Origin of the sequence: Kitasatospora sp. NPDC088548, from assembly GCF_044753005.1 — a bacterium.
In the GTDB taxonomy this organism is placed as follows: domain Bacteria; phylum Actinomycetota; class Actinomycetes; order Streptomycetales; family Streptomycetaceae; genus Kitasatospora.
The window spans coordinates 350,107-373,450 of sequence record NZ_JBIVMI010000003.1; the positions used below are offsets into that span (position 1 = coordinate 350,107).

A 23,344-nucleotide genomic window follows, 5' to 3' on the forward strand; every position below is an offset into this window, starting at 1 on the left:
CGCGGTGGTCCCGTACTGCCAGGGCGCGGCGCGCCAGGTGATTGTTGAAGCTTGAACTCGACGTCCGAATACCGCCGGACCTTCGGCCGGAGTCGGCAGAAGATCGATTCATGTCCGAGAACATGATGAGGAGTTCTGCTGATATGACGATTTCTGTTCAGGCGAGGCTCGACGGCAAGGTGGCCCTGGTGACCGGCGGCAGCCGGGGGATCGGGGAGGCGGTGGCGCTGCGACTGGCCGAGGAGGGCGCCGATGTCGCGCTGACCTACCGGGGCGGCGCGGAGCGGGCCGAGGCCGTCGCGGCCAAGATCACGGGGATGGGGCGGCGCGGCTGGGCGGTGCGCGCGGACAGCGCCGACCCGCAGGACGTCCGGGCGGTGGTGGCGGCGGTGGCCGAGCGCTTCGGGCGGCTCGACATCCTGGTCAACAACGCCGGGATCGGCGTGCTCGGCCCGATCGCGGAGCTCGCGGCGGACGACGTGGACCGGGTGCTGGACATCAACGTCCGGGCACCGTTCCTGTTCGCCCAGGCGGCCTCCGTCCACCTGGGCGAGGGCGGCCGGATCATCACCATCGGCAGCTGTATCGCCCAGCGGGTCGCCTTCCCCGGTGCCACGCTGTACGGGACCAGCAAGGCCGCGATGATCGGGCTCACCAAGGCGCTGGCCCGGGAGCTGGGCCCGCGCGGGATCACCGCCAACCTGATCCACCCCGGGCCGATCGACACCGACATGAACCCGGCGGACGGCCCGGCGGCCGAGGCACAGCGGGAACTGACGGCCCTCGGCACGTTCGGCCGGGGCGCCGATGTCGCCGCCACCGTCGCCCACCTGGCGGGCGAGGACGGCCGCTACATCACCGGTGCGGAGATCGCGGTGGACGGCGGGTTCGCGGCCTGACGCGCTGAGAGGGGCGGGGCGGGGAGCGGGGGCGAGGACCGGCCCGGCGGTGTCGCGCCGGGCCGGTGGTCGGCGGCCGCGTTTACGATCGCCCGGTTCGACCTGTCTCCCCGAACCCGAGAGGTGCGCCATGACCGCAGCGGAAGACCCGATCGAGCTGCTCGCCCGGGCGCTCGCCCAGACCGCCGGGCTGATCGACGGCGCCGGCGTCGAGCTGGCCACCCATCCGACGGCCTGCCGGTCCTGGGACGTCGGCCAGTTGATCAGCCACCTCCTCTTCGACCTGCGGCAGTTCACCGTCCGGGCGAACGGCGGCAAACCCGACTGGTCGCAGCCCCTCGAACGGGTGGAGGACGACTGGCTGCACGCCTTCGAGGCCGGCGCGGAGGAGCTGGTCGAGGCCTGGCGCCGGGCCGGTGACCTCGGCGGCGTCGTGGTGGTGCCCGGCGTCGGGGAGCTGCCCGCCCGCTTCCCCGTGGACCAGCAGATCGCCGAATTCGCCGTCCACGGCTGGGACTTGGCGCGTGCCACCGGGCAGTCCACGGACGGCCTGGACCACGAGGTGGCGAGCGCCTCGCTGGCCTGGGCCCGGGGCGCGCTGCGGCCCGAGTACCGGGGTGAGGAGGAGAAGCACTCGTTCGGCCCAGAGGTGGCCGTTCCGGCGGACGCGCCGCCCTACGACCGGCTGGCCGGCTTCTTCGGCCGCGACCCGGGGCGGGGGTGACGCCCCGGGCGGGCGTTCTCCGGGCGAGCCCTAACCGTGGCTCCAGCGGAACTCGATCTCCGGGAAGCGCGTCGAGGGGCCGTCGAGCAGTGGTGACCGGCGGTTCCCGAGGAACCGGTCGAAGTAGGCCCGGGTGTACGCGCGGGTCAGTTCGGTCGCCCGGGCCGGGGCCAGGGTGCCGATGATCGCGACGTAGAGGTCGGCCGGGACGTGCCCCGGCAGTCCGCCGGGGACGGCGACGTGCACCAGGTCGGTGTAGCTGAGATGGCCGGCCCCGCCGACCCTCAGCTGCCTTCCCCAGCCGCGCTGGTGCTCGCGCCAGCGCTGCCAGGTTTCGTGGTCGGCGATCGAGGTGAGCATCAGGAACGGGCGGTCCAGGCCGAGTTCGGGCACCGGCGAGCCGAACAGGCCGCCGTCCAGGTTCAGCCCGGCCACGAACCGGGGATCCTGGCGGACCGCCTCGGCGGCGGCCGCTCCGCCCATGGAGTGGCCGAGCACCCCGATCCGCCGGGGGTCCACCGACGGCCTGCCGGGCCGGCGGGAGGTCAACTCGGTGGCCACGAAGCGGAGATCGCCCACGCGGGCGGCGATCTCCTTGCGCTCGGTGGCGTCCCGGTCCGGCGGGTCGTTCGACAGGACGGTACGCACCAGCCGGCCGTCCGGGAACTCCACGGCGGCCGCGTCGTAGGTATGGTCGATCGCCGCCACCAGATAGCCGTGGGAGGCCAACTCCTCGGCCAGGGCGGTGCAGTTGCTGCGCCCGCCGGTGCGGCCGTGACCGAGCAGCAGCAGCGGCAGCGGACCGGGGACGGCGGGCGCGCCGGTGTGCGCGCTCGGGCGGACGGTGCTGATCGTGCCCGGGTCCACCGGCAGGATCTCGTCGATGACCGCCGCCACCCGGGCCGTGGTGTACGGCGCGCGGGGGCGGCCGCCGGTGCCGAGCGCCGGATACCAGAGCTGGACCATGAGTTCGCGCGGGCCGGGTACGGGGGCGAACGGGTCCCGGCGGGAGCGGTCGACCAGGTGCAGATCGACGGTGCCGACCGGGCGGTCGCCGGTCGGGGCCGGCAGCGTGATCGCCCGGGGCCGCCCGGTGGCGGGTGCCGGAGCGGGTGCTGGGGTAAGCGCCGGGGCGGGCGCCGGAACGGCCTGGGCGACGGTGGTGGGCAGGGCGAGCGTCGCGCCGCCCAGCCCCGCGAGTGCCAGCAGTGAACGGCGCCTGATCATCCATCCGCCCTTCGGATCGGTCGGTCTGATGGCTGATCACCCTAGGTGGTCTGGACCGCGAAGGCTAGGGCTTGGTGGCTGCCCGCCGGGCCGCGGCCTTCTTGATCGCCTCGCGGATGCGGGGGTAGGTGCCGCAGCGGCAGATGTTGTGGATCTGGTCGATGTCCGCGTCCGTCGGGGCCGGGGTGCGGCGCAGCAGCGCGACCGCCGTCATGATCTGCCCGGGCTGGCAGAAGCCGCACTGGGCGACGTCGCACTCCAGCCAGGCCTGCTGGACGGGGTGCAGTGTCTCGCCGTCCGCCAGGCCCTCGATGGTGGTGACGCTGTGTCCGGCGCAGTCCCGGACGGCCAGGGTGCAGGGCTGGAACTCCTCGCCGTCCAGGTGGCTGGTGCAGGCGCGGCAGACGCCCACCCCGCAGCCGTACTTGGGGCCGGTGACGCCGAGCTTGTCGCGCAGGACCCAGAGCAGCGGCATGTCGTCGGGGGCCTCGACGGTGACCGGCCGCCCGTTGAGGACGAAGGTGTGGCTGGGCATGGGGAGTTCGGGCCCTTCGGGGGAGGCGCGGCCGGCGCTGTCGTGGGTGCCGGAGGGCGCGCGGGGCGGGCGGGGTCAGAAGTCGATCGGGAAGGAGCGCGGGCTGGTGCCGGTCGCACGGGCGTACGCGTTGGCGACCGCGGCCGAGGCCGCCGGGACGCCCAGCTCGCCGGCGCCGCCGGGCGGTCCGTTCGGTGGCAGGAGGTGGATCTCGACCGTGGGCGGGGTGTGCCGCTGCCGGGCGTAGCGGAAGTCGGCGTAGCTTCCCTCACGGACCGCGCCGTGGTCGATGTGGTTGCCGGCCTGGAGGATCACCGAGATGCCGTCGACCAGCGCGCCGGTCAACTGGGCTTCCAGACCACGGGGGTTGATCACCTGGCCGAGGTCGGCGGCGATCACCGCCCGGGTGACGCGCGGCTGCCGCGGGTCGGCGGCGTCGAGCTCGACCAGGTAGGCGACGCGCCCGCCGTTCTCCTCGTGGTAGCCGATGCCCTGGCCCTGTCCGGCGGGCATCGGGCGGCCCCAGCGGCCTGCCTGGGCCGCCCTGTCGAGGACGGCCCGCCCCTCCGGGCGGCGCAGCCTGGCCTGCCGGAAGGCGATCGGGTCCTGGCCGAGCCGTTGGGCGAGTTCGTCCATCATGATCTCGTCGGCGACCCGGACGGTGCCCGAGTACACCGACCGCCAGCTCCCGGTGTGCATCTTCAGCGGTACCTCGGACAGCAGTTGGGTGGGGACGCCGACGTCGTACGGGTTCCGCTCGCTGAGCAGGAAGAAGGCCTGGGAGGCGCTGAGCCCGGCCGCCGAGGGGCTGAAGCCGGCGGCGGTCAGCAACTCGCCGAGGCCGTGCCCGAAGTCGGTCTGCACGGTGGCGACCCGGTGTTCGTAGCTGAGCACCTCGCCGAGGCTGAACGTGGCGCGGACCCGGTGGTGGCTGGCCGGGCGCATCCGGCCGTGGCGCATGTCGTCGTTGCGGGTCCACATCAGCTTGACCGGCCGGCCGGCCGCCTTGGAGACCAGTGCGGCCTCCAGCGCGGCGTCGAAGAACAGCCGCCGGCCGAACGAGCCGCCGCCGCGCACCACGTGGATGGTCACGGCGCTCTGCGGCAGGCCGAGTTCGGCGGCGATGGTCTGCTGGGCGATGACCGGGGTCTGGGAGGCGAACCACACCTCGGCGCGGTTGGCACGGACGTCGGCGACGGCCGTCAGCACCTCCAGCGGCGCGTGGTTGACGAACGCGAAGTCGAACTCGCCGTCCACCTGGTGGGTGAGCAGCGGCGGGACGAGGAACGGCGCGTGGGCAGCGCGCAGCCGGGTCCGGATCCCGGCGTCGGAGAGCGCGGCGAGCGGGCCGGGGTTCCAGGTGGTGCGGAGCGCGTCGCGGGCCCTGAGGGCCTGGTCGAAGGTCTCGGCGAGGACGGCCACACCGGTGGGGATGGTGACCACGCCGAGGACGCCGGGCATGGTGCGGGCGGTGGCGGCGTCCAGGGATCCGAGGGTGCCGTTGATGGTCGGGGGGCGGGCGACCACGGTGGGCACGGCGCCGGGGACGGTCAGGTCCCCGGCGTACTTGGCGCGGCCGGTGACGATGTCACGGGCGTCGATCCGGCCGGTCGGCCGGCCCACCAGGCGCAGCCGGTCGGGCGGTTTGGGGGTGGCGGGCACGGCCGGGGTGGCGATCGCGGCCGCCGCCGTGGCGAGTTCGCCGTAGCCGGCCCGGCGGCCGTCGGGGGCGAGGACGGCGGAGCCGGCGGTGCGCAGGCCGGCGGCGGGCAGTCCCCAGCGCTGCGCGGCGGCGGTCACCAGCCGGGCACGGGCCCCGGCGGCCGCGGCGCGCACCGGGTCGTACAGCGAGCGGACCGAGTTGGACGCGCCGGTGAGCTGGTTGAACAGGAGGTCCGGGCGGCCGTCGGAGAGCGGGACGTCCACGTCGGTCAGCCGGGCGTCGAGTTCGTCGGCGACCAGCATCGCGACGCTGGTGGTGAGGCCCTGGCCGACTTCGAGCCGGGGGAGGTGGAGCACGGCGCGCCCGGCGGTGGTGATCTCCAGCACGAGGAGGTGGGAGGTCGGCAGCCCGGCCACGATGAGCGCGTCGCCGAGGCTGAGCACGTCGGGGACGCCGGACACGCCGGGCAACCTGACCCCGCCGGAAGGCCCTTCGGGGCGGCCGACGGCGCCGGCGGCCGACGGGGCGGTGTCCCGGCCGAGCCCGGCGGCGACGGTGAGGGTCGGGGCGGCGAGCAGATAGGTGAGGAAGCGGCGGCGGGCGGCCGGCGGCCTCCGGTGGGGCGGCCCGGGGACGCGGGGGGTGACGCCGTCCCGGGCCGTGCCGCACCCGGCCTCGGGGGCCGTGGCGTCCCGCGCGTTGTCCACTGGGTCGATGGAGGTGCTGATGGGAGGAGCCCTTCGAGCCGATGGCGGCTCCGGCCGGGCGGGCCTCGGCGGCCCCGGCCCCGGTGCCGGATCGCGAACGCGAACGCGAACGCGGACGAGCATAGGAGCGTGCTACTGGCCGGTCAACACGGGCGTTTCGGTCCCGATCGGACATCTGATCGGACGTCGGGTCGGGTGGGTACGGACGGCACCGGACACATTGGGTCGGGCGTCCGGTACCGCCGTCCGGGTGCGGACGCGGGGTGTCGTACGGGGGTTCAGTGCCCGTGTGCCGGTACGGATGAGGGCGGTATCGGGCGGGCCGGACCGCCCGCGGCGGGGGTGGGGGCGGGCGCGCCGGTCCGCCGGTGCGGGTGCGTCCCTCGCGCTGTTCGGCCTGCGGCCTGGAGCGCCGGCGCCCCGGGCGGCGCGGGATTCGCGGTCCGCGCCGGCCTGCGCGCCCCCGGGAGCGTGAACGCCGGGCGTCGTGCGGCGGGTGGACTCATGGGATTCGGCCTCCTTCCGGCCCAGGCCGACGGTGGACGGCCCTGGGTCGCCCGCGAAGGCTACCGAGTCCGCGCGCCCGTGGAGACACTCCGGGGGAGTGGGGTTGACGTCGGACGGTCGGTGTTCGACCGGCCCGCGATGCCGTTCCCGGTCGGGGCCACCGGCCGCCCGGCCGGGAATTCCCGGAGAATGGCAGAGGTGATTATAGGATCAATATGCCGGTGAATTCGGGCGCGTATGTCGTGGCGCCCGCCGTATATCTCGACTAGCCTCCCCTGGAGTATTGGCGAACTGTTCGTGCCGCCGCCTGGCGGCCTCGGTGTGGTAGGCGGGAGTCGAGGGCGGGGCTGGTGGATACGGAGTCGACTCTTTTTTCGATTTTCACGGCGGACGGCAGGAGCAATCCTTATCCGCTGCTGGCCGAAATCCGGAGAATCGACCCGATTCACTATCATGAGACTTTCGGGACGCGCTTTCTGACGCGGTTCGACGACTGCCAGAGCGTGCTGGCCGATCCCGGTTTCCTGGTGCCCGACCGGGAGTGGTGTGCCCACGCACTACCGGAGTGGCCGGGGCATCCGGCCGCGGACTTCTTCTACTCCTCGATGCTCGCCCGCAACGGCTCGGACCACGAGCGCCTGCGGCGGCCGGTGGCCGGCGCGTTCACCGCCCGGAGGGTGGCGGCGCTGCGGGCGGCGGTCGAGCGGATCACCGCCGGGCTGCTGGACCGGTTCGCCGACGCGACCTCCGGCGGCGGTGCGGCGAACTTCCAGGAACTGGTGGGGTATCCGCTCCCGGTCGCGGTGGTCGGGCAGCTCATCGGCGTCCCCCGGGAGGAGCAGGGGCAGTTCGACGAACTGGGCCGGGGAGCCAGCCGGCTGCTGGAGCCGGTGCGCACCCCGGAGGACTGGGACCGCGCCGACCGCGCGGTCGTGGCGCTGCGGGAGTACTTCGCCGCCCTGCTGCGCGAGCGCCGTTCCCGCCCGGCCGAGGACCTCGCCTCGGCCCTGCTCGACCAGCGGGGCGCCCCCGAGGCGCGGCTGACGGAGCGGGAGCTGGTCGACCTCCTGCTGCTGGTGTTCGTCGCCGGTTTCGAGACCACCACCGGTCTGCTCGGCCTGATGGTGTTCGCCCTGCTGACCCACCCGGTCCAGCTGGCCCTGGTCCGCGCCGACCCCGCGCTCAGGCCCGGTGCCGTCGAGGAGTCGCTCCGGTGGGACTCGCCGGTGATGATGACCGAACGCATCGCCGCCCGCCCCCTGGTGCTCGCCGGCACGGTGGTGCCCGCGGGAGGAAGCGTGACCGTGGTGCTCGCCGCGGCCAACCGCGATCCCGCCCGGCACCGCGATCCGGACGCCTTCCTCGTCCGGCGGCCGGACACCAGGGTGCTCAGCTTCGGCGCCGGGGCGCACTACTGCCTGGGCGCGGCGCTCGCCCGCCTGGAGGGCGCCGCCCTGCTCGGTCAACTCCTGGACAGATTCCCGGATCTCGCGATCGCCGGCCCACCGGTGCGGCGGGCCGCCGTCAGCCTCCGCTCGTTCGACGACCTCCCCCTGGCCGCCACCGGTTAGCGGCCCGGCGGCCGGCCGCCGCCCGCCCGCACTCCCGCACAGCCGTCCCCCGAAGGGCCTCCCGTGAACTTCCTGCACCTCGAACGCGCGACGCTCGAGACCTTCCTGCCCGGACTCGACGCGGCGCTCGCCCGACACCCGCTGGCGGAGCTGGAGAGCGCGCCCAGCCCGGCGATCCGGGCGTTCCGGGAGGCCGGTGGCCCCGGGCTGCTGGTACCGGCCCAGAACGCCGGCTCGGGCGCGACCGCGTTGCAGGCCGTCCGGGTGCAGCGGGCCGTCGGCGCCCGCTGCCCCTCGCTGGCGGTGGCCACCACCATGCACCACTTCTCGGTCGCCGGCCTGGTCGAGGCCGCCAAGTACGGCAGCGGGCTGGAGGGCCAGCTGCTGGAGGCGGTCGCGACCGACCGGCTGCTGCTGGCCTCGGGCTTCGCCGAGGGCAACACCGGCCAGAACATCCTCCGGCCGCACATCACCGCCGAACGGCGCGGCGACCGCATCGTGCTGAACGGCAGCAAGATGCCCTGCAGCCTCTCGCGCTCGATGGACCTGCTGACGGCCTCCGTCACCATGGCCGACGAGGACGGCGTCGACCGGCTCGCCGTCGCGCTCGTCCCGGCCGACACCCCGGGGATCGAGGTACGGCCCTTCTGGCGGACCCCGGTCCTGGCCGGCGCCGAAAGCGACCAGGTGGTGCTCACCGAGGTGGAACTCGACCCGCAGATGGTGGTGCTCACCGACGTCACCGCCGACGCCGTCCCGGACTCGCTGAACGTGGCCGGGTTCCTCTGGTTCGAGCTGCTGCTGACGGCGGGTTATCTCGGGGTGGCCAGCGCCCTGGTGGAACGGGTCCTGAACCGGCCGGGCGGCGCCGAGGAGGACCCGACCCCGTACCTGGTGGGGGTCGAGGCCGCGATGCTCGCGGTCGAGGCGGTCGCCCGCGCGATGGAGGACGAGGAGTGGGGCGACGCCCTGCTCGTCCGGGCGCTGACCGCCAGGTACGCGGCCCAGGACGCCATCGCCCGCACCACCAGGACCTGCCTGGCGGCGCTGGGCGGCATGGCGTTCATCGGCTCGCCCGACGGCTCCTACCTGGCGTCGGCGGCCGTCGGCCTGACCTTCCACCCGCCGTCCCGGAACCGGATGGCCCGCCCGCTGCGCGACTTCCTGGACGGCCGCCCGCTGCGGATCGGCTGACGTCCGTCCCCGGCGCCGGCCCGCGCCTCCCGGCCCGGATCCGTGATCCGCGCCCCGTGCCCCGACCCGCCACCCCGACCCGTCCCTCCGACCCGTGAGCAGGTGACCTCGATGGACCCGGCCGCCGCCCGCCACCCCGGCTACCGCGTCGAGATCCTTCCCGGCGTCGACGCGCTGCCCCGCGAACTGTGGGCGGAACTCGCCCCCGGCGACGACCCGATGTGGGCCCGCGGCGTCTTCACCGCGCTGGCGCACTCCTCCGTCGGGCCCGACGGCTATGCCTGCCTGGTGGTGCGCCGCGCCGGCCAGGTGGTCGCGGTGCTGCCGCTCTCCCTGTTCCGGGAGCTCCGGCTGGACCACGTGGTCGGCCCGCGCGAGCGCCGGCTGCTGGCGCCCGTCCGCCGGGTGGCGCCGCGGCTGCTGCGGGTGCCGATGCTGTTCTGCGGCAACCTGCTGGGCCAGGGGCACGTCCTGGCCCCGGGCCCGCTGGACGAGGAGGCCGGCCGGCTGCTGGTGCGCGCGGTGCTCGACTTCGCCCGGCGGGAGCGGCTGGGCACCGTCCTCTTCAAGGACTTCGCCCCGGCCGAGCTGGACCGGCTGCGCCCGGCCCTGGAGGAGTCCGGTTTCTTCTTCGCCCCGGGCCTGCCCGACACCGAACTCCGCCTCGGGTACGGCTCGTTCGACGACTACGTCGCCGCGCTGCCGGCCAAGCCGCGGCGCAACGCCCGCAGCAAGATCCGCAAGTTCCAGGCCCGGCCGGACCTGCGGATCGAGGTCCTCGACGACTTCGGGCACCTGCTGCCCCAGGTGCTCGCCCTCTACCGGCAGGTGATGGCGCGCGCCGACCAGACCCTCGACGTCCTCGACGGCTCCTTCCTGGCCGCCGTGCACGCCGGCACCGACCCGGACCGCCGGCTGGTCGCCTGCTTCGAGGGGGACCGGCTGGTCGCGTTCCTGCTCTGCCTCTTCGCCGGGTCGGGAGCCGTCGGCGCCAGGATCGGTCTCGACTACCGCCTCGCCCACGAGGCCCGGCTCTACCACAACGTGCACTACGCGGCGATCCGGCTCGCGATCGAGGCGGGCTGCCGCCACATCCGCTTCGCCCAGACGGCGTACGAGCCGAAACTCGAACTCGGCTGCGACCTGGTCGAACAGCGGCACGCGATGACCCACGTCCGGCCGCTGCCCCGCGCCGTGCTGCGGCGGCTGCTCCCGCCCGCCCTGGCCGCCTCGGTGGCCGAGGCCCTGGGCCCGAACGCCCCGGCCGGTCCGGGCCCGCTCGCTCCGGCGGCCGGTCCGGCGGCCGGCCCACCGGTCGGCGTGCCGGCCGCCCCCGACGGAGAAAGGTGAAGCCATGCCACGCGTGGAAGTGGATCTGCCCATCGAGGTTCCGCCCGACACCGCCTGGGCGGCGGTGGTCGACGTGGAGAGCTACCCGGACTGCATGGAGAGCGTCGACTCGGTGGTGGTCACCGACCGGACCGACGACCGGCACCGGACGACCGCGTGGTCGGTCCGCCTCAAGGGATCGGTCCTGCACTGGACCGAGGCCGAGGTGATCGACCCCGAGGCCCGCCGCTTCTCCTTCCACCAGGTGAGCGGTGACCTCGGACACTTCGCCGGCCACTGGGCCGTCCGCCCGGCACCGGGCGGCGGCAGCACCGTCTCCCTGCACGTCGACTTCGACATCGGCATCCCGCTGCTCGCCGCGATGCTCAACCCGGTGGCCGCGGACGCCCTCAGGGAGAACGCCGCCCAGATACTGGCCGCCCTCGAACAGCGGCTGCTGGGGGCCGCGCCCGCCGCCGGCACCCACCGCCCGCTCGACCCGGCGGTCGCGCCGTGACCGCCGCGCCTGCGGCCGGGCCGGCCACCGCCGCCTCCACCGCCCCGGCCACCGCCACCGGGGTGTTCGACCAGTTGCGCCGCCACCTCTCCCCGAAGCTCGCCCTGACCGGCAGCTTCGCCGGGCGCGGAGCCGTCGAGGAGTCCGCCGGCGGGTGCCGGGTGACGCTCTCCGACGGCCGCTCGGCGCTGGACTTCGGCTCGTACGCCGTCACCCTGCTCGGCCACCGCCACCCGGCGGTGGTGGCCGCCGTCCGGCGGCAGCTCGACACCATGCCGACCTCCACCCGCAGCCTGGCCAACCCGGTCGCGGCCGGGGCGGCGGCCTGCCTCGCCGGCTACCTGGGCGACGCGCTGCCGAAGGTCTACTTCGGCCTCAACGGTGCCGACGTGGTGGAGGTCGCGGTCAAGCTGGCCCGGCTCGCCACCGGCCGGGCCCGGGTCCTGGCGGTGCGCGGCGGCTTCCACGGCAAGTCGCTCGGCGCGCTCGCGCTGACCCACAGCCCGCTCTACCGGGTGGGCCTGCGCGGCTGTGCGGTGGACGTCGTCCATCTGGACCCGGAGGACCCGGACGCGGTGCTCCGCGAGGCCTCCGCCGGCGATGTGGCCGCCGTCGTCTTCGAGCCCGTCCAGGGCGAGAACGGTGCCGTCCCGCTGTCGGCCGAGGTGTTGCGCCAGTGGTGCGAGGACGCCCACCGGCACGGCGCGTTCGCCATCGCGGACGAGATCCAGTGCGGGCTGCGCCGGTGCGGCGAGCGGTCGGTCGCCCTCGCCGACGGCCTCCCCGTCGACGCGGTGCTGCTCGGAAAGCCGCTGGGCGGCGGGGTGGTGCCGCTGTCCGCGCTGCTCTGCTCCGAGCGGATGTACGCCCCGCTGGCCGCCGACCCGTTCCTGCACTCCGCCACGTTCGGCGGCCATCCGCTGAGCTGCGCGGCGCTGCCGGCGGCCCTCGCCGCGATCGAGGAACTGGCCGGCCACGGGGCCGAGTTGTCCCGTCTTCTGGACCTCGCGCTGGACGGTCTCGGGCAGCGCTACCCGGGTGTGGTGACCGAGGTGCGCGGCCGGGGCCTGCTCCGGGGGATCGACTTCGCCACGCCCCGGGCGGCCGGCGCGGTCGTGGTCGAGCTGGCCGGTGCCGGGCTGCTGGTCTCGCCCTGCCTGGGCCGGCCGACCACCGTGCGCCTGCTGCCCCCACTGGTCGGCACCGGAGCGGAGATCGCGGAGGCGACCGGGATCCTCGACGCCGCGATCGCCGCGACCGCGGCGGGTTGACACCACGGACCCGACCCGACCGGACCCGACCGGACGGGACCCGCCCGGCCGCACCGACCCGCACCGCCCCGTATCGGAAAGGAACGACGGACATGCCCACACGCGAGGACCTGGCCCTGCTGGTCAGGACCACCATCTCGGATGTGCTCGGCACCGAGGTGGAGGAGGTGCACGAGCGGACCAGCCTGCTGGCCGACTACGGCATCGACAGCCTGGAACTGATGGAGATCGGAGCCCGGCTGGAACGGGCCCTGAAACTGCGGATCGAGGTGGCGGACCTGACCGCCGCGCAGAACGTGGGCCAGGCCATCGACCTGCTCCGGATCCGCACGGCGGAGCCCGCATGACCGGCCGTCACCGTTCGGGCGGACACCGCGTCGCCGTCACCGGCATCGGCGTGAAGTCACCGGCGGGCAACGACCCGGAGGAGGCGTTCACCACCGTACTGAAGGCCGACCGCACCGCCGCCACCGTCGCCGGGTGGCTGGCCGAGCAGGACCACCCGGTCCAGTTCGCCTGTCTGGTACCGCCGTTCGACCTCGACGCCTACCTCACCCGCCGTGAGTCGCGTCAGATCGACCGCACCACCCAACTGCTGCTCTGCGCGGCCGCCGACGCCGTGGCCGACGCCACCCTGCCGGCCGGACTGCCGCCGGACCGGGTGGGGGTGCAGATCGGCACCGGCATCGGCGGCCTGCCGAGCATGGAGGCCGTCACCCTGAGCCACGGCGACCGGCCCAGGGACATGCCGGTGCACACCGTGCCCCGCACCATGGCCAACTCGCCGGCCTGCCGACTGGCCATGCGGTACGGCTTCCAGGGCCCCTGCACCACGTACTCCAGCGCCTGTGCCAGCGGTACCACCGCCGTCGGCGAGGCCGCCCGGAAGGTCAGGTACGGGGAGCTCGACGTGGCGCTGGCCGGGGGCGTCGACTCGGCCGTCACCACCGTCGTCGTGGGGGCGTTCGCGCGGATGCGGGCGATGTCCACCAGGAACACCGAACCCGAGCTGGCCAGCCGTCCGTTCGACACCGACCGGGACGGCTTCGTCATGGGCGAGGGCGCGGCCGTGCTCGTCCTCGAACGCTGGGACGCCGCCCTCGCCCGGGGCGCGCGGATCTACGGCGAGGTCGCCGGTTACGCCGACACCTGCGACGCCTCCCACATCGTGGCCCCGCAGGAGGACGGGGGGACCGCCGCCCGGTGCATGCGGCAGGCCATCGCCGACGCGGGGCTGTCCACCGCCGACATCGGCCACATCAACGCCCACGGCACCTCGACGCTCCTCAACGACCGTGCCGAGGCCCGGGCGGTCGACCGCTGCTTCGCCGGGCAGCCGCCGCCGCTCACCGCCTCCAAGGGCGTCACCGGCCATCTGATCGGCGGCTCGGGAGCCCTGGAGGCCGTGCTGGGCCTGCTCTGCGCCGCCCGGGGGGTGGTCCCGCCGATCGCCAACCTCCGCTCCAGCGCGGAGGCCGACCTGGTGGACCTGGTCCGCGGCGCGCCGCGCTCCGTCCGGCCCGCCCCCGTCCTCTCCAACTCCTTCGGATTCGGCGGCCAGAACGCCTGCCTGGTTCTCGTCCCGGCCGGCTGACCAGGCTCCGCCCGCAGCGCGACAGAACAGCCGCACCCCGACAGAAAGGAAGCCATGCGAATCCTGGTCACCGGAGCGACCGGTGTGGTCGGCGCCGAGGTCGTCGAACGGCTGCGCGCCGCCGACGGCCCCGCCCGGCACACCGTCACCCGGGTCGCCCGGCGGGCCGCCGACGACTCCGTGCTCTGCTGGCGGATCGGCGCCGAGCCCGCGCCCGCCGTCCTCGCCGGGCACTGGGACGTGATCGTGCACTCGGCGGCCTCCACCCGCTGGACCCTCAGCCGGGCGGAGGCGACCGCCGCCAACATCGACCCGCTGCGGGCCGTCCTGGCCCTCGCCGACCGGGACACCCACCTCGTCCACCTCTCCACCGCCTACGTCGGCGGCGTCCGCAACCCCGAGGACCTGCGGGGCGCCGAGTTCGAGGGGTACCGCAACGGCTACGAGTGGTCCAAGGCGGTCTGCGAGGAGGTCGTCCGCGCGGAGCACGACGGCCCGCTGACGCTGGTCCGCCCGCCGCTGATCGTCGGCCGCCGCGACAGCGGCGAGATCGCCCGCTTCTCCGGCCCCTACACCGTGCTACAGGCGCTCGTCTCGGGCCTGGCCGCCGTGGTCGTGGGCGACCCGGCCGGCTATGCCGAGATCAGCCCGGTGGACGAGGTCGCCGCCCTCGTCGCCGAGGCCGCGCTCGGCGCGCCCCCGGACGTCCCGCGCACCGAGGTGCTGGCGGCCGGCCGCGGCAGCCTGACCCTCGACTCCCTGCTCGACGTCATCTGCGGCACCCTCAACGAATGGCGCGCCGCCCACGGCGTGGCCCCCATCGAACGGCCGCCCCTGGTGTCCGGCGACAGCTGGAACCGCTTCTTCCTGCCGCTCGCGGACCAGTACCTCTCGCCGTTCCAGAGCCAGGCGGTCAAGCTGCTCGCCATGTTCCAGAGCTACACCAGCATGAGCGAGCCCTTCGAACCCACCCGGACGGTGCACGACCCGGCCGCCGTCATGGCGGCCTCCGTCCGCCACTGGGCCGCCCGCAAACCCCGCCTCGCCCTGGCCCGCCCCGAACCCTGGACCCTGCTCGCCGTCTGACCCGCCGTCCGATCCGCCGTCCAGCCGGGCCGGGGATGCGGCACGGCGCGCTGGTCACGCACTGAACGCGCCGCACCGGGCGGTCCCGCACCGGTCCTCCTCCTCCCCGCCGGGCCGCGGGTTTGGCAGGGTGGGGGCTGCCGCCGCCCGGGACGGGCCCGGGCCCGGCGGCCCACGGAAGGACGGCGACCGGCGATGGCAGGGCAGCAGTTCGGCGACTACCAGAACGAGATCTACTTCGACGGGCTGTTCGGCGTCCAGCCGACCCTGCCGATGACCTTCGCGGACCTCGAAACGCGGGCCCGGGCCGCACTGTCGCCCTCGGTCTGGTCGTACGTCGCGGGCGGCGCCGGTGACGAGCGGACCCAGCGGGCCAACGTGAGCGCCTTCGAGGGCTGGGGCCTGGTGCCCCGGATGATGGTCGGCGCCCGGCAGCGCGACCTCACCGTGGACCTGTTCGGCCTGCGGCTGCCCTCGCCGCTGTTCCTGGCCCCGATCGGGGTGATCGGCCTCTGCGCCCAGGACGGCCACGGCGACCTCGCCGCCGCCCGGGCCGCCGCCCGGACCGGGGTGCCGATGGTCGCCTCCACCCTGTCGGTCGACCCGATGGAACAGGTCGCCGACCGGCTGGGCGACACCCCCGGTCTGTTCCAGCTCTACACGCCCACCGACCGGGCACTGGCCGAGAGCCTGGTGCGCCGCGCCGAGGGGGCCGGCTTCCGGGGCATCGTGATCACCCTGGACACCTGGCTCACCGGCTGGCGGCCGCGCGACCTCGCCACCGGCAACTTCCCCCAGCTGCGCGGTCACGCGCTGGCCAACTACACCAGCGACCCGGTGTTCCGGGCCCGCCTCGCCAAGACCCCGGAGGAGGACCCGAGGGCCGCCGTGCTGGAGTGGGCCGGTGTCTTCGGCAACCCGCTCACCTGGGACGACCTCCCCTGGCTGCGCTCGCTCACCGATCTGCCGCTGGTCCTCAAGGGCATCTGCCACCCCGAGGACGTCCGCCGCGCCAGGGACGGCGGCGTGGACGCGGTCTACTGCTCCAACCACGGCGGCCGGCAGGCCGACGGCGGCCTGCCGGCGCTGGACGCGCTGCCCGGCGTGGTCGAGGCCGCCGACGGCCTGCCCGTGCTGTTCGACTCCGGGGTGCGGACCGGCGCGGACGTGGTCAAGGCGCTCGCCCTCGGCGCCACCGCGGTCGGCGTCGGCCGCCCGTACGCGTACGGGCTGGCCCTGGGCGGCGAGGACGGTGTGGTGCACGTCCTGCGCTCGCTGCTCGCCGAGGCGGACCTGCTGATGGCGGTGGACGGCTACCCGGCGCTCGCCGACCTGCGTGCCGACGGCGCCCTGCGGCGGCTCTGAGCGCGCGGCAGGGCGCCCGTCGGCCCGCCGCGCGCCTCGGCGGTCCGTCAGCGGCCCGTCAGAGGTCCGTCAGAGGTCCGTCAGCGGGACGGCCGGGTCGGCCAGGGCCTTGAGGTCCACCGCCCGGCCGGACCGGACCAGTTCGCGGATCGGGTCGGTGACGTCCCAGACGTTGACGTTCATGCCCGCCAGGACCCTGCCCTCGGCGACCCAGAAGGCGATGAACTCGCGGGTGGCCGGGTCGCCGCGGAAGACCACCCGGTCGTACCCGCCGGGCTCGACGTAGCCGACGTACTCCAGGCCTGCGTCGTACTGGTCCGAGAAGAAATACGGCACCCGGTCGTACACCTCGTCCTGCCCGAGCATCGCGCGGGCCGCGGTCTGCGGCTGGTTCAGCGCGTTGGCCCAGTGCTCGACCCGGATGTGCCGGCCGAACAGCGGGTGGAAGGCGTTGGCGACGTCGCCCGCCGCGTAGATGTCCGGGTCGGAGGTGCGCAGCCGTTCGTCGGTCCGGACGCCGTTGTCGATCTCCAGCCCGGCGGCCTCGGCGAGCGCGGTGTCCGGGGTGATGCCGATGCCGACGATCACCGCGTCCGCGGCCACCGTCGCGCCGTCCGCGAGCCGTACGCCGGTGACCGCGCCGCCCGCGCCGGTCAGCTCCTGGACGCCGGCGCCGAACCGCAGCTCCACGCCGTGGTCGCGGTGCAGGTCGGCGAAGACCTGGGCGACCTCGCGGCCCAGCACCCGCAGCAGCGGCAGCTCGGCCGCCTCCAGCACGGTGACCTCGGCGCCCGCGGCCCGCGCCGCCGCCGCCGTCTCCAGGCCGATCCAGCCGGCCCCGATCACGGCCACCCGGGCGCCGGGCCTCAGCACCGCCCTGATCCGGTCGCTGTCCTCGACCCGGCGCAGGTACAGCACCCCGTCCAGGTCCGCGCCGGGCACCGGCAGCCGGCGCGGCACCGAGCCGGTGGTCAGCAGCAGCTTGTCGTAGCCGATCTCGCCGTTGTCGGTGAGCGTGACGGTGTGCGCGGCCGGGTCGATCGAGGCGACCGCGGTGCCCAGCCGCAGGGTGATGTCGTGCTCGGCGTACCACTGCGGCGGGTGGACGTAGATCTTCTCCCGCGGGGTCTTGCCGAGCAGGTATCCCTTGGAGAGCGGTGGCCGCTCGTACGGCCGCTCGTGCTCGTCGCCGATCAGGACGATGCCGCCCCCGTACCCGGCCTCGCGCAGTGCCTGCGCGGCCTTCGCGCCGCCGAGGGAGGCCCCGACGATCACGTACGGGCGCTCGCGCCCGCCGCCGTCGGCCGTCCCCGCCGTGTTCGTGCTCATGCTGAACTCCTCGCTCTCCGGCCGGAATCACCGACAGCCTGCCGCCGTCCTGCGGGCCTGTCGAGGCCGCGCCGGGCGCGCCGCGACAGGCTCCCCCGAACGGGTGAAGCAGGGTTCGAGCGGGTTTAGAGCGGGCGCTAGGTGGTTCTGCGCGGGTCAGGCCGTCATCGCGGCCCTGACCAGGGCGGTGTCGACGAACTGCTCGAACCGGACGATCCGGCCGCCGCGCACCGTGAAGTGGTGCGCCACCCGCACCGCCAGGGGGCGGCCGGTGGCCTTGTTGACGGCGGTGTAGCGGGCCAGCACGACCACGTTCTCGCCGTCCACCACATAGCGGTCGTCGTGCGCCGTCCAGCTGTCCCACTCGGCGGCCAGGCGCTCCATCACATTGCTGGTGACGCCCTTCGGCGTGCGGTAGGTGCCGGCCAGCGGGAAGCCCGCCATCTCGGTCCACTCCACGTCGTCGGCCAGGGTGGCCCGCAGTGCGGCCAGGTCCCCGCGGGCCGAGGCCAGGTACTGGCGGCGCACCACGTCGGCGGGGGCGTCGGACTCGGCGAACGAGGCCGCGGCCTTCGGAATCTCGATCATCGCGGCTCAGCCCCAGGCCATTTCGCCCTTGGCGACCTTCGTCCCGAGGTCGACCGCCAGCTTCAGGCCCAGATCCGGGAAGCGGCGCTCCAGCGCCTCCTTGGCGGCGGCCGCGTCGGTGGTGCGGCCGATCTCCGTCTCGAACGCCCGCAGGTAGTCCCGGGTGTGTCGGATCGCGGTGGTGTCGGTGGGTGCGCCGGCGGTCCGGTGGCCGGCCGCCACGAACGTCGGCTCCAGCGCCTCCATCCCGTCCAGCAGGTCGATCCAGGCGGCCCGCTGTTCCGGGGTCGGGGTGTCGGCCGTCCAGACGTGCAGTCCCTCGAAGAGCAGCACCCCGCCGAGGATCGCGTGGTGGTGGTGGAGCCAGAGGTAGTGCCGTTCCGGCAGGTGGAAGTCGGCGCCGCGCAGCTCGAACCGGTGGCCCTCGAAGACGAGCTCGTCGTTGTGCAGCACCTCGGGCCGCACCAGCCGGGTCGGCAGCTCCGGCCCGAGACGGGCCCAGGCCTTCAGCTTGTCCTCGTAGGACTCCTGGATGTGCTCGACGGTGGCCGCGGTGGCCAGGAACCGGGCCTGCGGGAAGGCGGCCTGGACCTCCTCGGCGCCGAAGTAGAAGTCCGGGTCGCCGTGGCTGACGAACACCGTGGTCAGCCGCTTGCCGGTGGCGCGGATCCGCTCGGCCAGCCGCCGCCCGTCGGAGCGGGTGAACCCGGCGTCCACCAGCAGGGCGTCGTTCGGACCGGTCACCAGCACGGAGGTCTTGTTCAGTGAGCTGTCGGGGCTGTCGATGACCTCGAAGTCGAGGGAGCTCATGGGGTGTCCTTCCTCGGGCCGGCCCGGCCGCCGTACGCCGGGCGCGCGTCGCCGCCCAGCATCGGCTCCGACGTGCCCGCCCGCACGCCGGACTGGGCCGGGCGGGGGACGGGCGTGGTGCGGCCGGCCGGGTACGGGGCCGGGCTCGTCGGCGCCGGGAGGGACCCACCGGACCGGGGCCGCCGCCGGGTGGTCAGCAGCGCCGTCAGCACCGCGGGGGCCGGCGCGCGGCCACCCGGGCCGTGCTGCGCTGAGAGGGCCTGGGCTGAGGGGGCGTGGGCGGGGCGGAGGGGGCGCGTGGCGATCCGAGTGACACCAGTTGCGGCCGACGAACGGGAACAGCCGTCGGACGGACGGCGTTCGAGCGGTCATGACCAGTGACACCGTGCCCGTGCCCCCCGGCGGCGAGATCCTTCGCTACGCCGCCTTCACCACCCGCCCGGACGGCGGGAACCCGGCCGGCGTCGTGCTGGACGCCTCCGGCCTCTCCACCGAGCGGATGCTCGCCATCGCCGCCGAGGTGGGCTACTCGGAGACGGCGTTCCTGATACCCGGCCGGGCCGAAGGCACCTACACCGTGCGGTACTTCAGCCCGCTGCTGGAGGTGCCGTTCTGCGGTCACGCCACCGTCGCCTCCGCCGTCGCGCTCGCCGAGCGGACCGGTCCCGGCCACTACGTCTTCGCCACCCCGGCCGGCGAGGTGCCGATCGAGGTGGACAAGGACGCGGACGGCGTGCTGCGCGCCACCCTCACCAGCGTCGAGCCGCACGTCGAGGAGGCCGGCGAGGCGGACGTCGCCGAGGCGCTCGCCCTGCTCGGCTGGTCGCCCGAGGACCTGGACGCCGCGCTGCCGCCCCGGATCGCCTACGGCGGCGCCCGCCACCTGGTGCTCGCCGCGGCCACCCGTGACCGGCTCGCCCGGCTGGCGTACGACTTCGACGGCCTCGCCGCCTATATGACGGCCCGCGATCTGGTCACCCTCCAACTGGTCTGGCGCGAGAGCGAGGACGTCTTCCACGTCCGCGACCCGTTCCCGGTCGGCGGCGTCGTGGAGGATCCCGCCACCGGTGCCGCCGCCGCCGCCTTCGGCGCCTACCTGCGCGAACTGGGCGCGGTGACGGTGCCGGCCACACTGACGCTGCACCAGGGCGACGATCTCGGCCGCCCGGGCCTGCTGCACGTCGAACTCCGCGAGGGTGACGCCCGGGTGCGGGTCTCGGGGGCCGCCGTGGCGATCCCGTAGCCGTGCCACCGGGGCCGACGGGACGGAGGCACCGGCACCGGCGGGCCGGGCGGCCGGCCCCGGACGGGCCCAGCGCCTACGCCGTACCGGCGGGCCGAAATTCGGTCGCGAGGGCGGGCCGGATGAGGGAACCTGCCCGGATGGAACGAGCGAACGGTCGGACGGTCAGCGTCCACCTCACCCACGGGGACGACTACTTCGGGCCGGTGGGCCCGTTCGAGGTGGACGGAGGGTGGTGGTCGGCCGTCGGGCCGGTGGTCGAACGGGTCTCGGCCGTGGCCGGAGTGCCGGTGGCGGTGGTCCGGCTGGCCGAGGTGGCGAGCGGCGAGGGCGGTAGCGGCGGGCATGTGGTCTACCACGCCGAGGCGTTGGAGCGGCCCGCCGCGCCGGCCCCGCGTGAGCCGGGCGCCGACCTGGCCGCCTTGCTCGGCCCGGCCGAGCGGCGGGCCGGCTGGGCCACGCCCGCCGGGCTGCGCGACGTCCTGGACTGGGCGGAGCGGACGCTGGGGCAGACGGGTCGTCCCGTGGCCGGCCGGGCCCGGCAGCTCAGGACGTGGAACCTGTCCGGCCTGTTCCGCTACTCGACCACGACCGGCGGCGACGCCTGGCTGAAGGCGATCAACCCGGTGTTCAACGCGCGCGAGGGCGAGGTCATCGCCCTGCTCGGCGGCTTCGACGCGACCCTGGTGCCACCGGTGCTCGGCGCCGACCCGGAGCGCGGGCTGCTGCTGCTCGACCATGTGCCCGGGGAGGACTGCTGGGGCCCGTCCGCCGAGACCGTCGCGGACGTGCTGCCCCGGCTGGTCGCCGCCCAGGCGGCGCTCGCGGCGGACGGCCGGGCGGCCGCCGCCGGTCTGCGCGACCGCACCCCGCGCACCCTCCTCGGCCAGGTCGACTCCCTGCTCGACCGGCTGGAGGCCGGCACCGGCCCGGCCCGCTCCGATCTGACGGCCGGTGAACTCGCCGCCGCCCGCGCCCTCGCCGCGCGACTGCCCGCACTGGTCGGTGAACTGGCCGCCTGCGGACTCCCCGAGACGCTGGTGCACGGCGACTTCCACCCCGGCAACTGGCGCTCCGACGGCACGCACACGGTGATCGTCGACTACGCGGACTCCTGCCTCGGCCACCCGGCGCTGGACGGGCTGCGCCCGCGTCAGTACGTCTCCGCCGAGCGCTGGGCGCAGATCGCCGGTGTCTGGGCGCGCGCCTGGCGGGAGCATGCCCCCGGCTCGGACCCGGAGCGCGCCCTGGAACTGGTCGAGCCGCTCTACCACCTCTCGTACGCGGTGCGGTACCAGGAGTTCCTGGACCACGTCGAGACCAGCGAGCGCCCGTACCACGAGGGCGATCCGGCGAGCGAGATCCGCAAGGCGCTGGCCTGGGCGGGCGAGCCGGGGCAGGTCCCGGCCTGACCGCCCGTCCGGGACGGGCGGACCGTCACCGGCGCCCCGCCCTCCCGGGGAGGGCGGGGCACCGGCGCGGGCGTCACTCGGCCGGGGCGAGCCGGTGGCCGTGGCGGGCGGAGTAGAGGGCGATCGCCTCGACCGGGCAGAAGTCCACGGCCTCGGCCAGCGCCTCCGTCAGCCGCTCGCCGTTGCCGCCGCTGCCGTCACCGCCGCCGCCCGCGCCGTCGACGGATCCGCGCACCGGGCGGGCCAGCCCGTCGGCGCCGAGCGCCAGCGAGCCGGGTGCGGTGAGCGCGCACATCCCGGAGCCGATACAGCGGTCCCGGTCCACCCGGACCACCACGGCGTCGGCGTCCGCCGCGTCGGCGGTCACCAGGCGACCTGGAGGGAGTTCGGGCTGCGCGTCAGCAGGCCGCGCCGCCAGTCGATGTCCGTCGCCCCGGCGAGCCGCAGCGCGGGCAGCCGGCGGGCCAGCCGGTGCAGGGCGAGCTCCAGTTCCATCCGGGCCAGCCAGGCGCCCAGACAGTGGTGGGGGCCGGCCCCGAAGGTGTACATCGGCGCGGCGAGCGGGGAGAAGAGCTCGGTCAGCAGGTCCCCGGTGAACACCCCGGGGTCCTTGTTGGCGGCCCCGGTGTCGGCGGCCACCACGCTGCCCGCCGGGATGACCACCCCGCCGATCTCGACGTCCTCCACGGTGCGCCGCAGCAGCCCGGGGAGGATCTTGGCGTCCCCGAGCGGGACGGCGCGCAGCAACTGCTCGGTGGCCGCGGCCGCGCTCTGCTCGTCCGCGGCGAGCCGCTGCCAGGCGTCCCGGCCGTCGCCGAGCAGGTAGACCAGGGCGTTGCCGAGCGTGGTCATGGTGGTCTCGTGCCCGGCCACCACCAGGCCGATGACGAGCGAGACCAACTGCGCCTCGCCGATGTCGCCGCTCTCGTCGGCCGCCGTGAGCAGACTGCTGACCAGGTCGTCGCCGGGGGCGGCGCGGCGTTCGGCGATCAGCTCGGTGCCGAACGCGGCGAAGTCGTCCATGGCCGCCCGGATCGCCTCGGCGGAGAAGGCGGTGGCGGAGAGCGCGTGGTCGCTCCAGTGGGCGAGGCGCTTGCTGTCGAGGCCGTCCAGCCCCATCAGGCGGCTGATCACGGCGATCGGCAGCGGGCGGGAGTAGGCGGCGACGATGTCGGCGGGGGAGCCCTGGTCGATCAGCTCGTCCAGCAGGGACTCGACCACCGAGGCCACCCAGGGGCGCCAGCGCGCGATCGCGCGCGGGGTGAACGCCCGCTGCACGGTGCGGCGCAGCCGCTGGTGCCCGGTGCCGTCGATGTTCAGCATGCTCTGCGGGTCGTCCAGGATGTTGGGGGTGAGCGACAGCGGCGGCGCGTCGGCGGCGTACAGCGGGGCGCGGCCCAGACGCGGGTCGGTGAGCACCTGCCGGACGTCGGTGTGCCGGCTGACCAGCCAGACCGGGGTGCCGGTGGGCAGCGCGGCCAGGCGGGGCGGGCCCGGCTCCAGGTGGCGCAGGCAGTGCAGCGGGATCAGGGGCGCTTGGGCGGTGCCGGTCGCACTGTTCTCGGCGGACATCCGTACTCCAGACTCCAGGGCGGTGGGCCGCACGGGGCGGCCCGACGGGGGGTGGATCCGGGGAGGTGCGCGGGCGGGGACGGTTCGGCGCGGGTCGGGGTGGTTCGGCCGGGGTGGTTCGGTCGGGGTGTGGCAGGTCAGCTTCGACCGTACGTGGGTGACGGTCCGCAGTCAGCGGCACTTCCAGCCATCGGCGGCCGG

Annotated in this window: 21 protein-coding genes; 13 read left to right on the top strand and 8 right to left on the bottom strand. The window is 75.0% G+C overall.

What is annotated here, in order from left to right; translation table 11 throughout:
* The first annotated feature begins 143 nt into the window (after positions 1-143).
* Both ACIP82_RS06925 and ACIP82_RS06930 read left to right on the top strand, forming a co-directional pair.
* Complete coding sequence (locus ACIP82_RS06925; protein ID WP_400651657.1) at positions 144-899, top strand: SDR family NAD(P)-dependent oxidoreductase; 756 nt, start codon at positions 144-146, stop codon at positions 897-899.
* A 130-nt stretch (positions 900-1,029) separates the two neighbouring features.
* Positions 1,030-1,623 (top strand): TIGR03086 family metal-binding protein, encoded by a 594-nt coding sequence (locus ACIP82_RS06930; protein WP_400651659.1) that lies wholly within the window; start codon positions 1,030-1,032, stop codon positions 1,621-1,623.
* A gap of 30 nt (positions 1,624-1,653) precedes the next feature.
* Here the strand turns inward: ACIP82_RS06930 and ACIP82_RS06935 are convergent, their stop codons facing one another.
* The 3 genes from ACIP82_RS06935 to ACIP82_RS06945 all read right to left on the bottom strand — a co-directional run bounded on the left by ACIP82_RS06935 (position 1,654) and on the right by ACIP82_RS06945 (position 5,755).
* A complete protein-coding gene (locus ACIP82_RS06935; RefSeq protein ID WP_400651662.1) occupies positions 1,654-2,850 on the bottom strand; it encodes an alpha/beta hydrolase family protein in 1,197 nt (398 codons plus the stop codon).
* Positions 2,851-2,914: 64 nt separating this feature from the next.
* Complete coding sequence (locus ACIP82_RS06940; protein ID WP_400651664.1) at positions 2,915-3,385, bottom strand: (2Fe-2S)-binding protein; 471 nt, start codon at positions 3,383-3,385, stop codon at positions 2,915-2,917.
* 75 nt (positions 3,386-3,460) lie between these two features.
* Positions 3,461-5,755 carry a molybdopterin cofactor-binding domain-containing protein gene (locus ACIP82_RS06945; RefSeq protein WP_400651667.1) on the bottom strand — a complete coding sequence of 765 codons (2,295 nt, stop codon included), beginning with the start codon at positions 5,753-5,755 and terminating at the stop codon, positions 3,461-3,463.
* 1,010 nt (positions 5,756-6,765) lie between these two features.
* Here ACIP82_RS06945 and ACIP82_RS06950 point away from each other — a divergent pair.
* The 9 genes from ACIP82_RS06950 to ACIP82_RS06990 all read left to right on the top strand — a co-directional run bounded on the left by ACIP82_RS06950 (position 6,766) and on the right by ACIP82_RS06990 (position 16,189).
* Positions 6,766-7,833, top strand: coding sequence for a cytochrome P450 (locus tag ACIP82_RS06950; RefSeq protein WP_400651669.1), 1,068 nt, complete (start codon positions 6,766-6,768; stop codon positions 7,831-7,833).
* A 63-nt stretch (positions 7,834-7,896) separates the two neighbouring features.
* Positions 7,897-9,027, top strand: coding sequence for an acyl-CoA dehydrogenase family protein (locus tag ACIP82_RS06955; RefSeq protein WP_363606235.1), 1,131 nt, complete (start codon positions 7,897-7,899; stop codon positions 9,025-9,027).
* A 111-nt stretch (positions 9,028-9,138) separates the two neighbouring features.
* Positions 9,139-10,377: a GNAT family N-acetyltransferase gene (locus ACIP82_RS06960; protein ID WP_400651866.1), complete on the top strand. Its 1,239-nt coding sequence runs from the start codon at positions 9,139-9,141 to the stop codon at positions 10,375-10,377.
* A 4-nt stretch (positions 10,378-10,381) separates the two neighbouring features.
* Complete coding sequence (locus tag ACIP82_RS06965) at positions 10,382-10,873, top strand: type II toxin-antitoxin system RatA family toxin (RefSeq protein ID WP_400651673.1); 492 nt, start codon at positions 10,382-10,384, stop codon at positions 10,871-10,873.
* Positions 10,870-12,144 (top strand): aspartate aminotransferase family protein, encoded by a 1,275-nt coding sequence (locus tag ACIP82_RS06970; RefSeq protein WP_400651676.1) that lies wholly within the window; start codon positions 10,870-10,872, stop codon positions 12,142-12,144. The genes ACIP82_RS06965 and ACIP82_RS06970 overlap by 4 nt, the downstream gene beginning before the upstream one ends.
* Positions 12,145-12,236: 92 nt before the next feature.
* Positions 12,237-12,491 (top strand): acyl carrier protein, encoded by a 255-nt coding sequence (locus ACIP82_RS06975; RefSeq protein ID WP_363606230.1) that lies wholly within the window; start codon positions 12,237-12,239, stop codon positions 12,489-12,491.
* Entirely contained in the window at positions 12,488-13,738 is a 1,251-nt protein-coding gene (locus ACIP82_RS06980; protein ID WP_363606228.1) for a beta-ketoacyl-[acyl-carrier-protein] synthase family protein, read from the top strand. Before ACIP82_RS06975 ends, ACIP82_RS06980 begins: the two co-directional genes overlap by 4 nt.
* A gap of 54 nt (positions 13,739-13,792) precedes the next feature.
* Entirely contained in the window at positions 13,793-14,824 is a 1,032-nt protein-coding gene (locus tag ACIP82_RS06985; RefSeq protein WP_363606227.1) for an SDR family oxidoreductase, read from the top strand.
* Between the two features lie 195 nt (positions 14,825-15,019).
* Positions 15,020-16,189 (top strand): alpha-hydroxy-acid oxidizing protein, encoded by a 1,170-nt coding sequence (locus ACIP82_RS06990; protein ID WP_400651680.1) that lies wholly within the window; start codon positions 15,020-15,022, stop codon positions 16,187-16,189.
* A 69-nt stretch (positions 16,190-16,258) separates the two neighbouring features.
* Here the strand turns inward: ACIP82_RS06990 and ACIP82_RS06995 are convergent, their stop codons facing one another.
* The 3 genes from ACIP82_RS06995 to ACIP82_RS07005 form a co-directional block, all read right to left on the bottom strand.
* On the bottom strand, positions 16,259-17,518 hold the full coding sequence (locus tag ACIP82_RS06995; protein ID WP_400651683.1) for an NAD(P)/FAD-dependent oxidoreductase: 1,260 nt from the start codon (positions 17,516-17,518) through the stop codon (positions 16,259-16,261).
* A 156-nt stretch (positions 17,519-17,674) separates the two neighbouring features.
* Positions 17,675-18,106 carry a nuclear transport factor 2 family protein gene (locus ACIP82_RS07000; RefSeq protein ID WP_363606223.1) on the bottom strand — a complete coding sequence of 144 codons (432 nt, stop codon included), beginning with the start codon at positions 18,104-18,106 and terminating at the stop codon, positions 17,675-17,677.
* A gap of 6 nt (positions 18,107-18,112) precedes the next feature.
* Positions 18,113-18,916 carry an MBL fold metallo-hydrolase gene (locus ACIP82_RS07005; RefSeq protein ID WP_363606222.1) on the bottom strand — a complete coding sequence of 268 codons (804 nt, stop codon included), beginning with the start codon at positions 18,914-18,916 and terminating at the stop codon, positions 18,113-18,115.
* A 370-nt stretch (positions 18,917-19,286) separates the two neighbouring features.
* On the opposite strand from ACIP82_RS07005, the gene ACIP82_RS07010 reads away from it, so the two are divergent.
* Both ACIP82_RS07010 and ACIP82_RS07015 read left to right on the top strand, forming a co-directional pair.
* Positions 19,287-20,159, top strand: a complete 873-nt coding sequence (locus ACIP82_RS07010) for a PhzF family phenazine biosynthesis protein (RefSeq protein WP_400651687.1) — start codon at positions 19,287-19,289, stop codon at positions 20,157-20,159.
* 140 nt (positions 20,160-20,299) lie between these two features.
* Positions 20,300-21,571, top strand: a complete 1,272-nt coding sequence (locus ACIP82_RS07015; RefSeq protein WP_400651689.1) for a phosphotransferase family protein — start codon at positions 20,300-20,302, stop codon at positions 21,569-21,571.
* Between the two features lie 73 nt (positions 21,572-21,644).
* On the opposite strand, the gene ACIP82_RS07020 is transcribed toward ACIP82_RS07015, so the two are convergent.
* Together ACIP82_RS07020 and ACIP82_RS07025 are read right to left on the bottom strand one after the other, a co-directional pair.
* Positions 21,645-21,938, bottom strand: coding sequence for a ferredoxin (locus tag ACIP82_RS07020; protein ID WP_400651692.1), 294 nt, complete (start codon positions 21,936-21,938; stop codon positions 21,645-21,647).
* Positions 21,935-23,143, bottom strand: a complete 1,209-nt coding sequence (locus tag ACIP82_RS07025) for a cytochrome P450 (RefSeq protein WP_363606216.1) — start codon at positions 23,141-23,143, stop codon at positions 21,935-21,937. Before ACIP82_RS07025 ends, ACIP82_RS07020 begins: the two co-directional genes overlap by 4 nt.
* Between the last annotated feature and the right edge of the window lie 201 nt (positions 23,144-23,344).

What these genes read in the sequence shown, in the direction of transcription:
- ACIP82_RS06925 (WP_400651657.1), top strand. Translation starts at nt 144, where the DNA reads ATGACGATTTCTGTTCAGGCGAGGCTCGACGGCAAGGTGGCCCTGGTG.
- ACIP82_RS06930 (WP_400651659.1), top strand. Translation starts at nt 1,030, where the DNA reads ATGACCGCAGCGGAAGACCCGATCGAGCTGCTCGCCCGGGCGCTCGCC.
- ACIP82_RS06935 (WP_400651662.1), bottom strand. Translation starts at nt 2,850, where the DNA reads ATGATCAGGCGCCGTTCACTGCTGGCACTCGCGGGGCTGGGCGGCGCG.
- ACIP82_RS06940 (WP_400651664.1), bottom strand. Translation starts at nt 3,385, where the DNA reads ATGCCCAGCCACACCTTCGTCCTCAACGGGCGGCCGGTCACCGTCGAG.
- ACIP82_RS06960 (WP_400651866.1), top strand. Translation starts at nt 9,139, where the DNA reads ATGGACCCGGCCGCCGCCCGCCACCCCGGCTACCGCGTCGAGATCCTT.
- ACIP82_RS06965 (WP_400651673.1), top strand. Translation starts at nt 10,382, where the DNA reads ATGCCACGCGTGGAAGTGGATCTGCCCATCGAGGTTCCGCCCGACACC.
- ACIP82_RS06975 (WP_363606230.1), top strand. Translation starts at nt 12,237, where the DNA reads ATGCCCACACGCGAGGACCTGGCCCTGCTGGTCAGGACCACCATCTCG.
- ACIP82_RS06980 (WP_363606228.1), top strand. Translation starts at nt 12,488, where the DNA reads ATGACCGGCCGTCACCGTTCGGGCGGACACCGCGTCGCCGTCACCGGC.
- ACIP82_RS06985 (WP_363606227.1), top strand. Translation starts at nt 13,793, where the DNA reads ATGCGAATCCTGGTCACCGGAGCGACCGGTGTGGTCGGCGCCGAGGTC.
- ACIP82_RS06990 (WP_400651680.1), top strand. Translation starts at nt 15,020, where the DNA reads ATGGCAGGGCAGCAGTTCGGCGACTACCAGAACGAGATCTACTTCGAC.
- ACIP82_RS06995 (WP_400651683.1), bottom strand. Translation starts at nt 17,518, where the DNA reads ATGAGCACGAACACGGCGGGGACGGCCGACGGCGGCGGGCGCGAGCGC.
- ACIP82_RS07000 (WP_363606223.1), bottom strand. Translation starts at nt 18,106, where the DNA reads ATGATCGAGATTCCGAAGGCCGCGGCCTCGTTCGCCGAGTCCGACGCC.
- ACIP82_RS07005 (WP_363606222.1), bottom strand. Translation starts at nt 18,916, where the DNA reads ATGAGCTCCCTCGACTTCGAGGTCATCGACAGCCCCGACAGCTCACTG.
- ACIP82_RS07010 (WP_400651687.1), top strand. Translation starts at nt 19,287, where the DNA reads ATGACCAGTGACACCGTGCCCGTGCCCCCCGGCGGCGAGATCCTTCGC.
- ACIP82_RS07015 (WP_400651689.1), top strand. Translation starts at nt 20,300, where the DNA reads ATGGAACGAGCGAACGGTCGGACGGTCAGCGTCCACCTCACCCACGGG.
- ACIP82_RS07025 (WP_363606216.1), bottom strand. Translation starts at nt 23,143, where the DNA reads ATGTCCGCCGAGAACAGTGCGACCGGCACCGCCCAAGCGCCCCTGATC.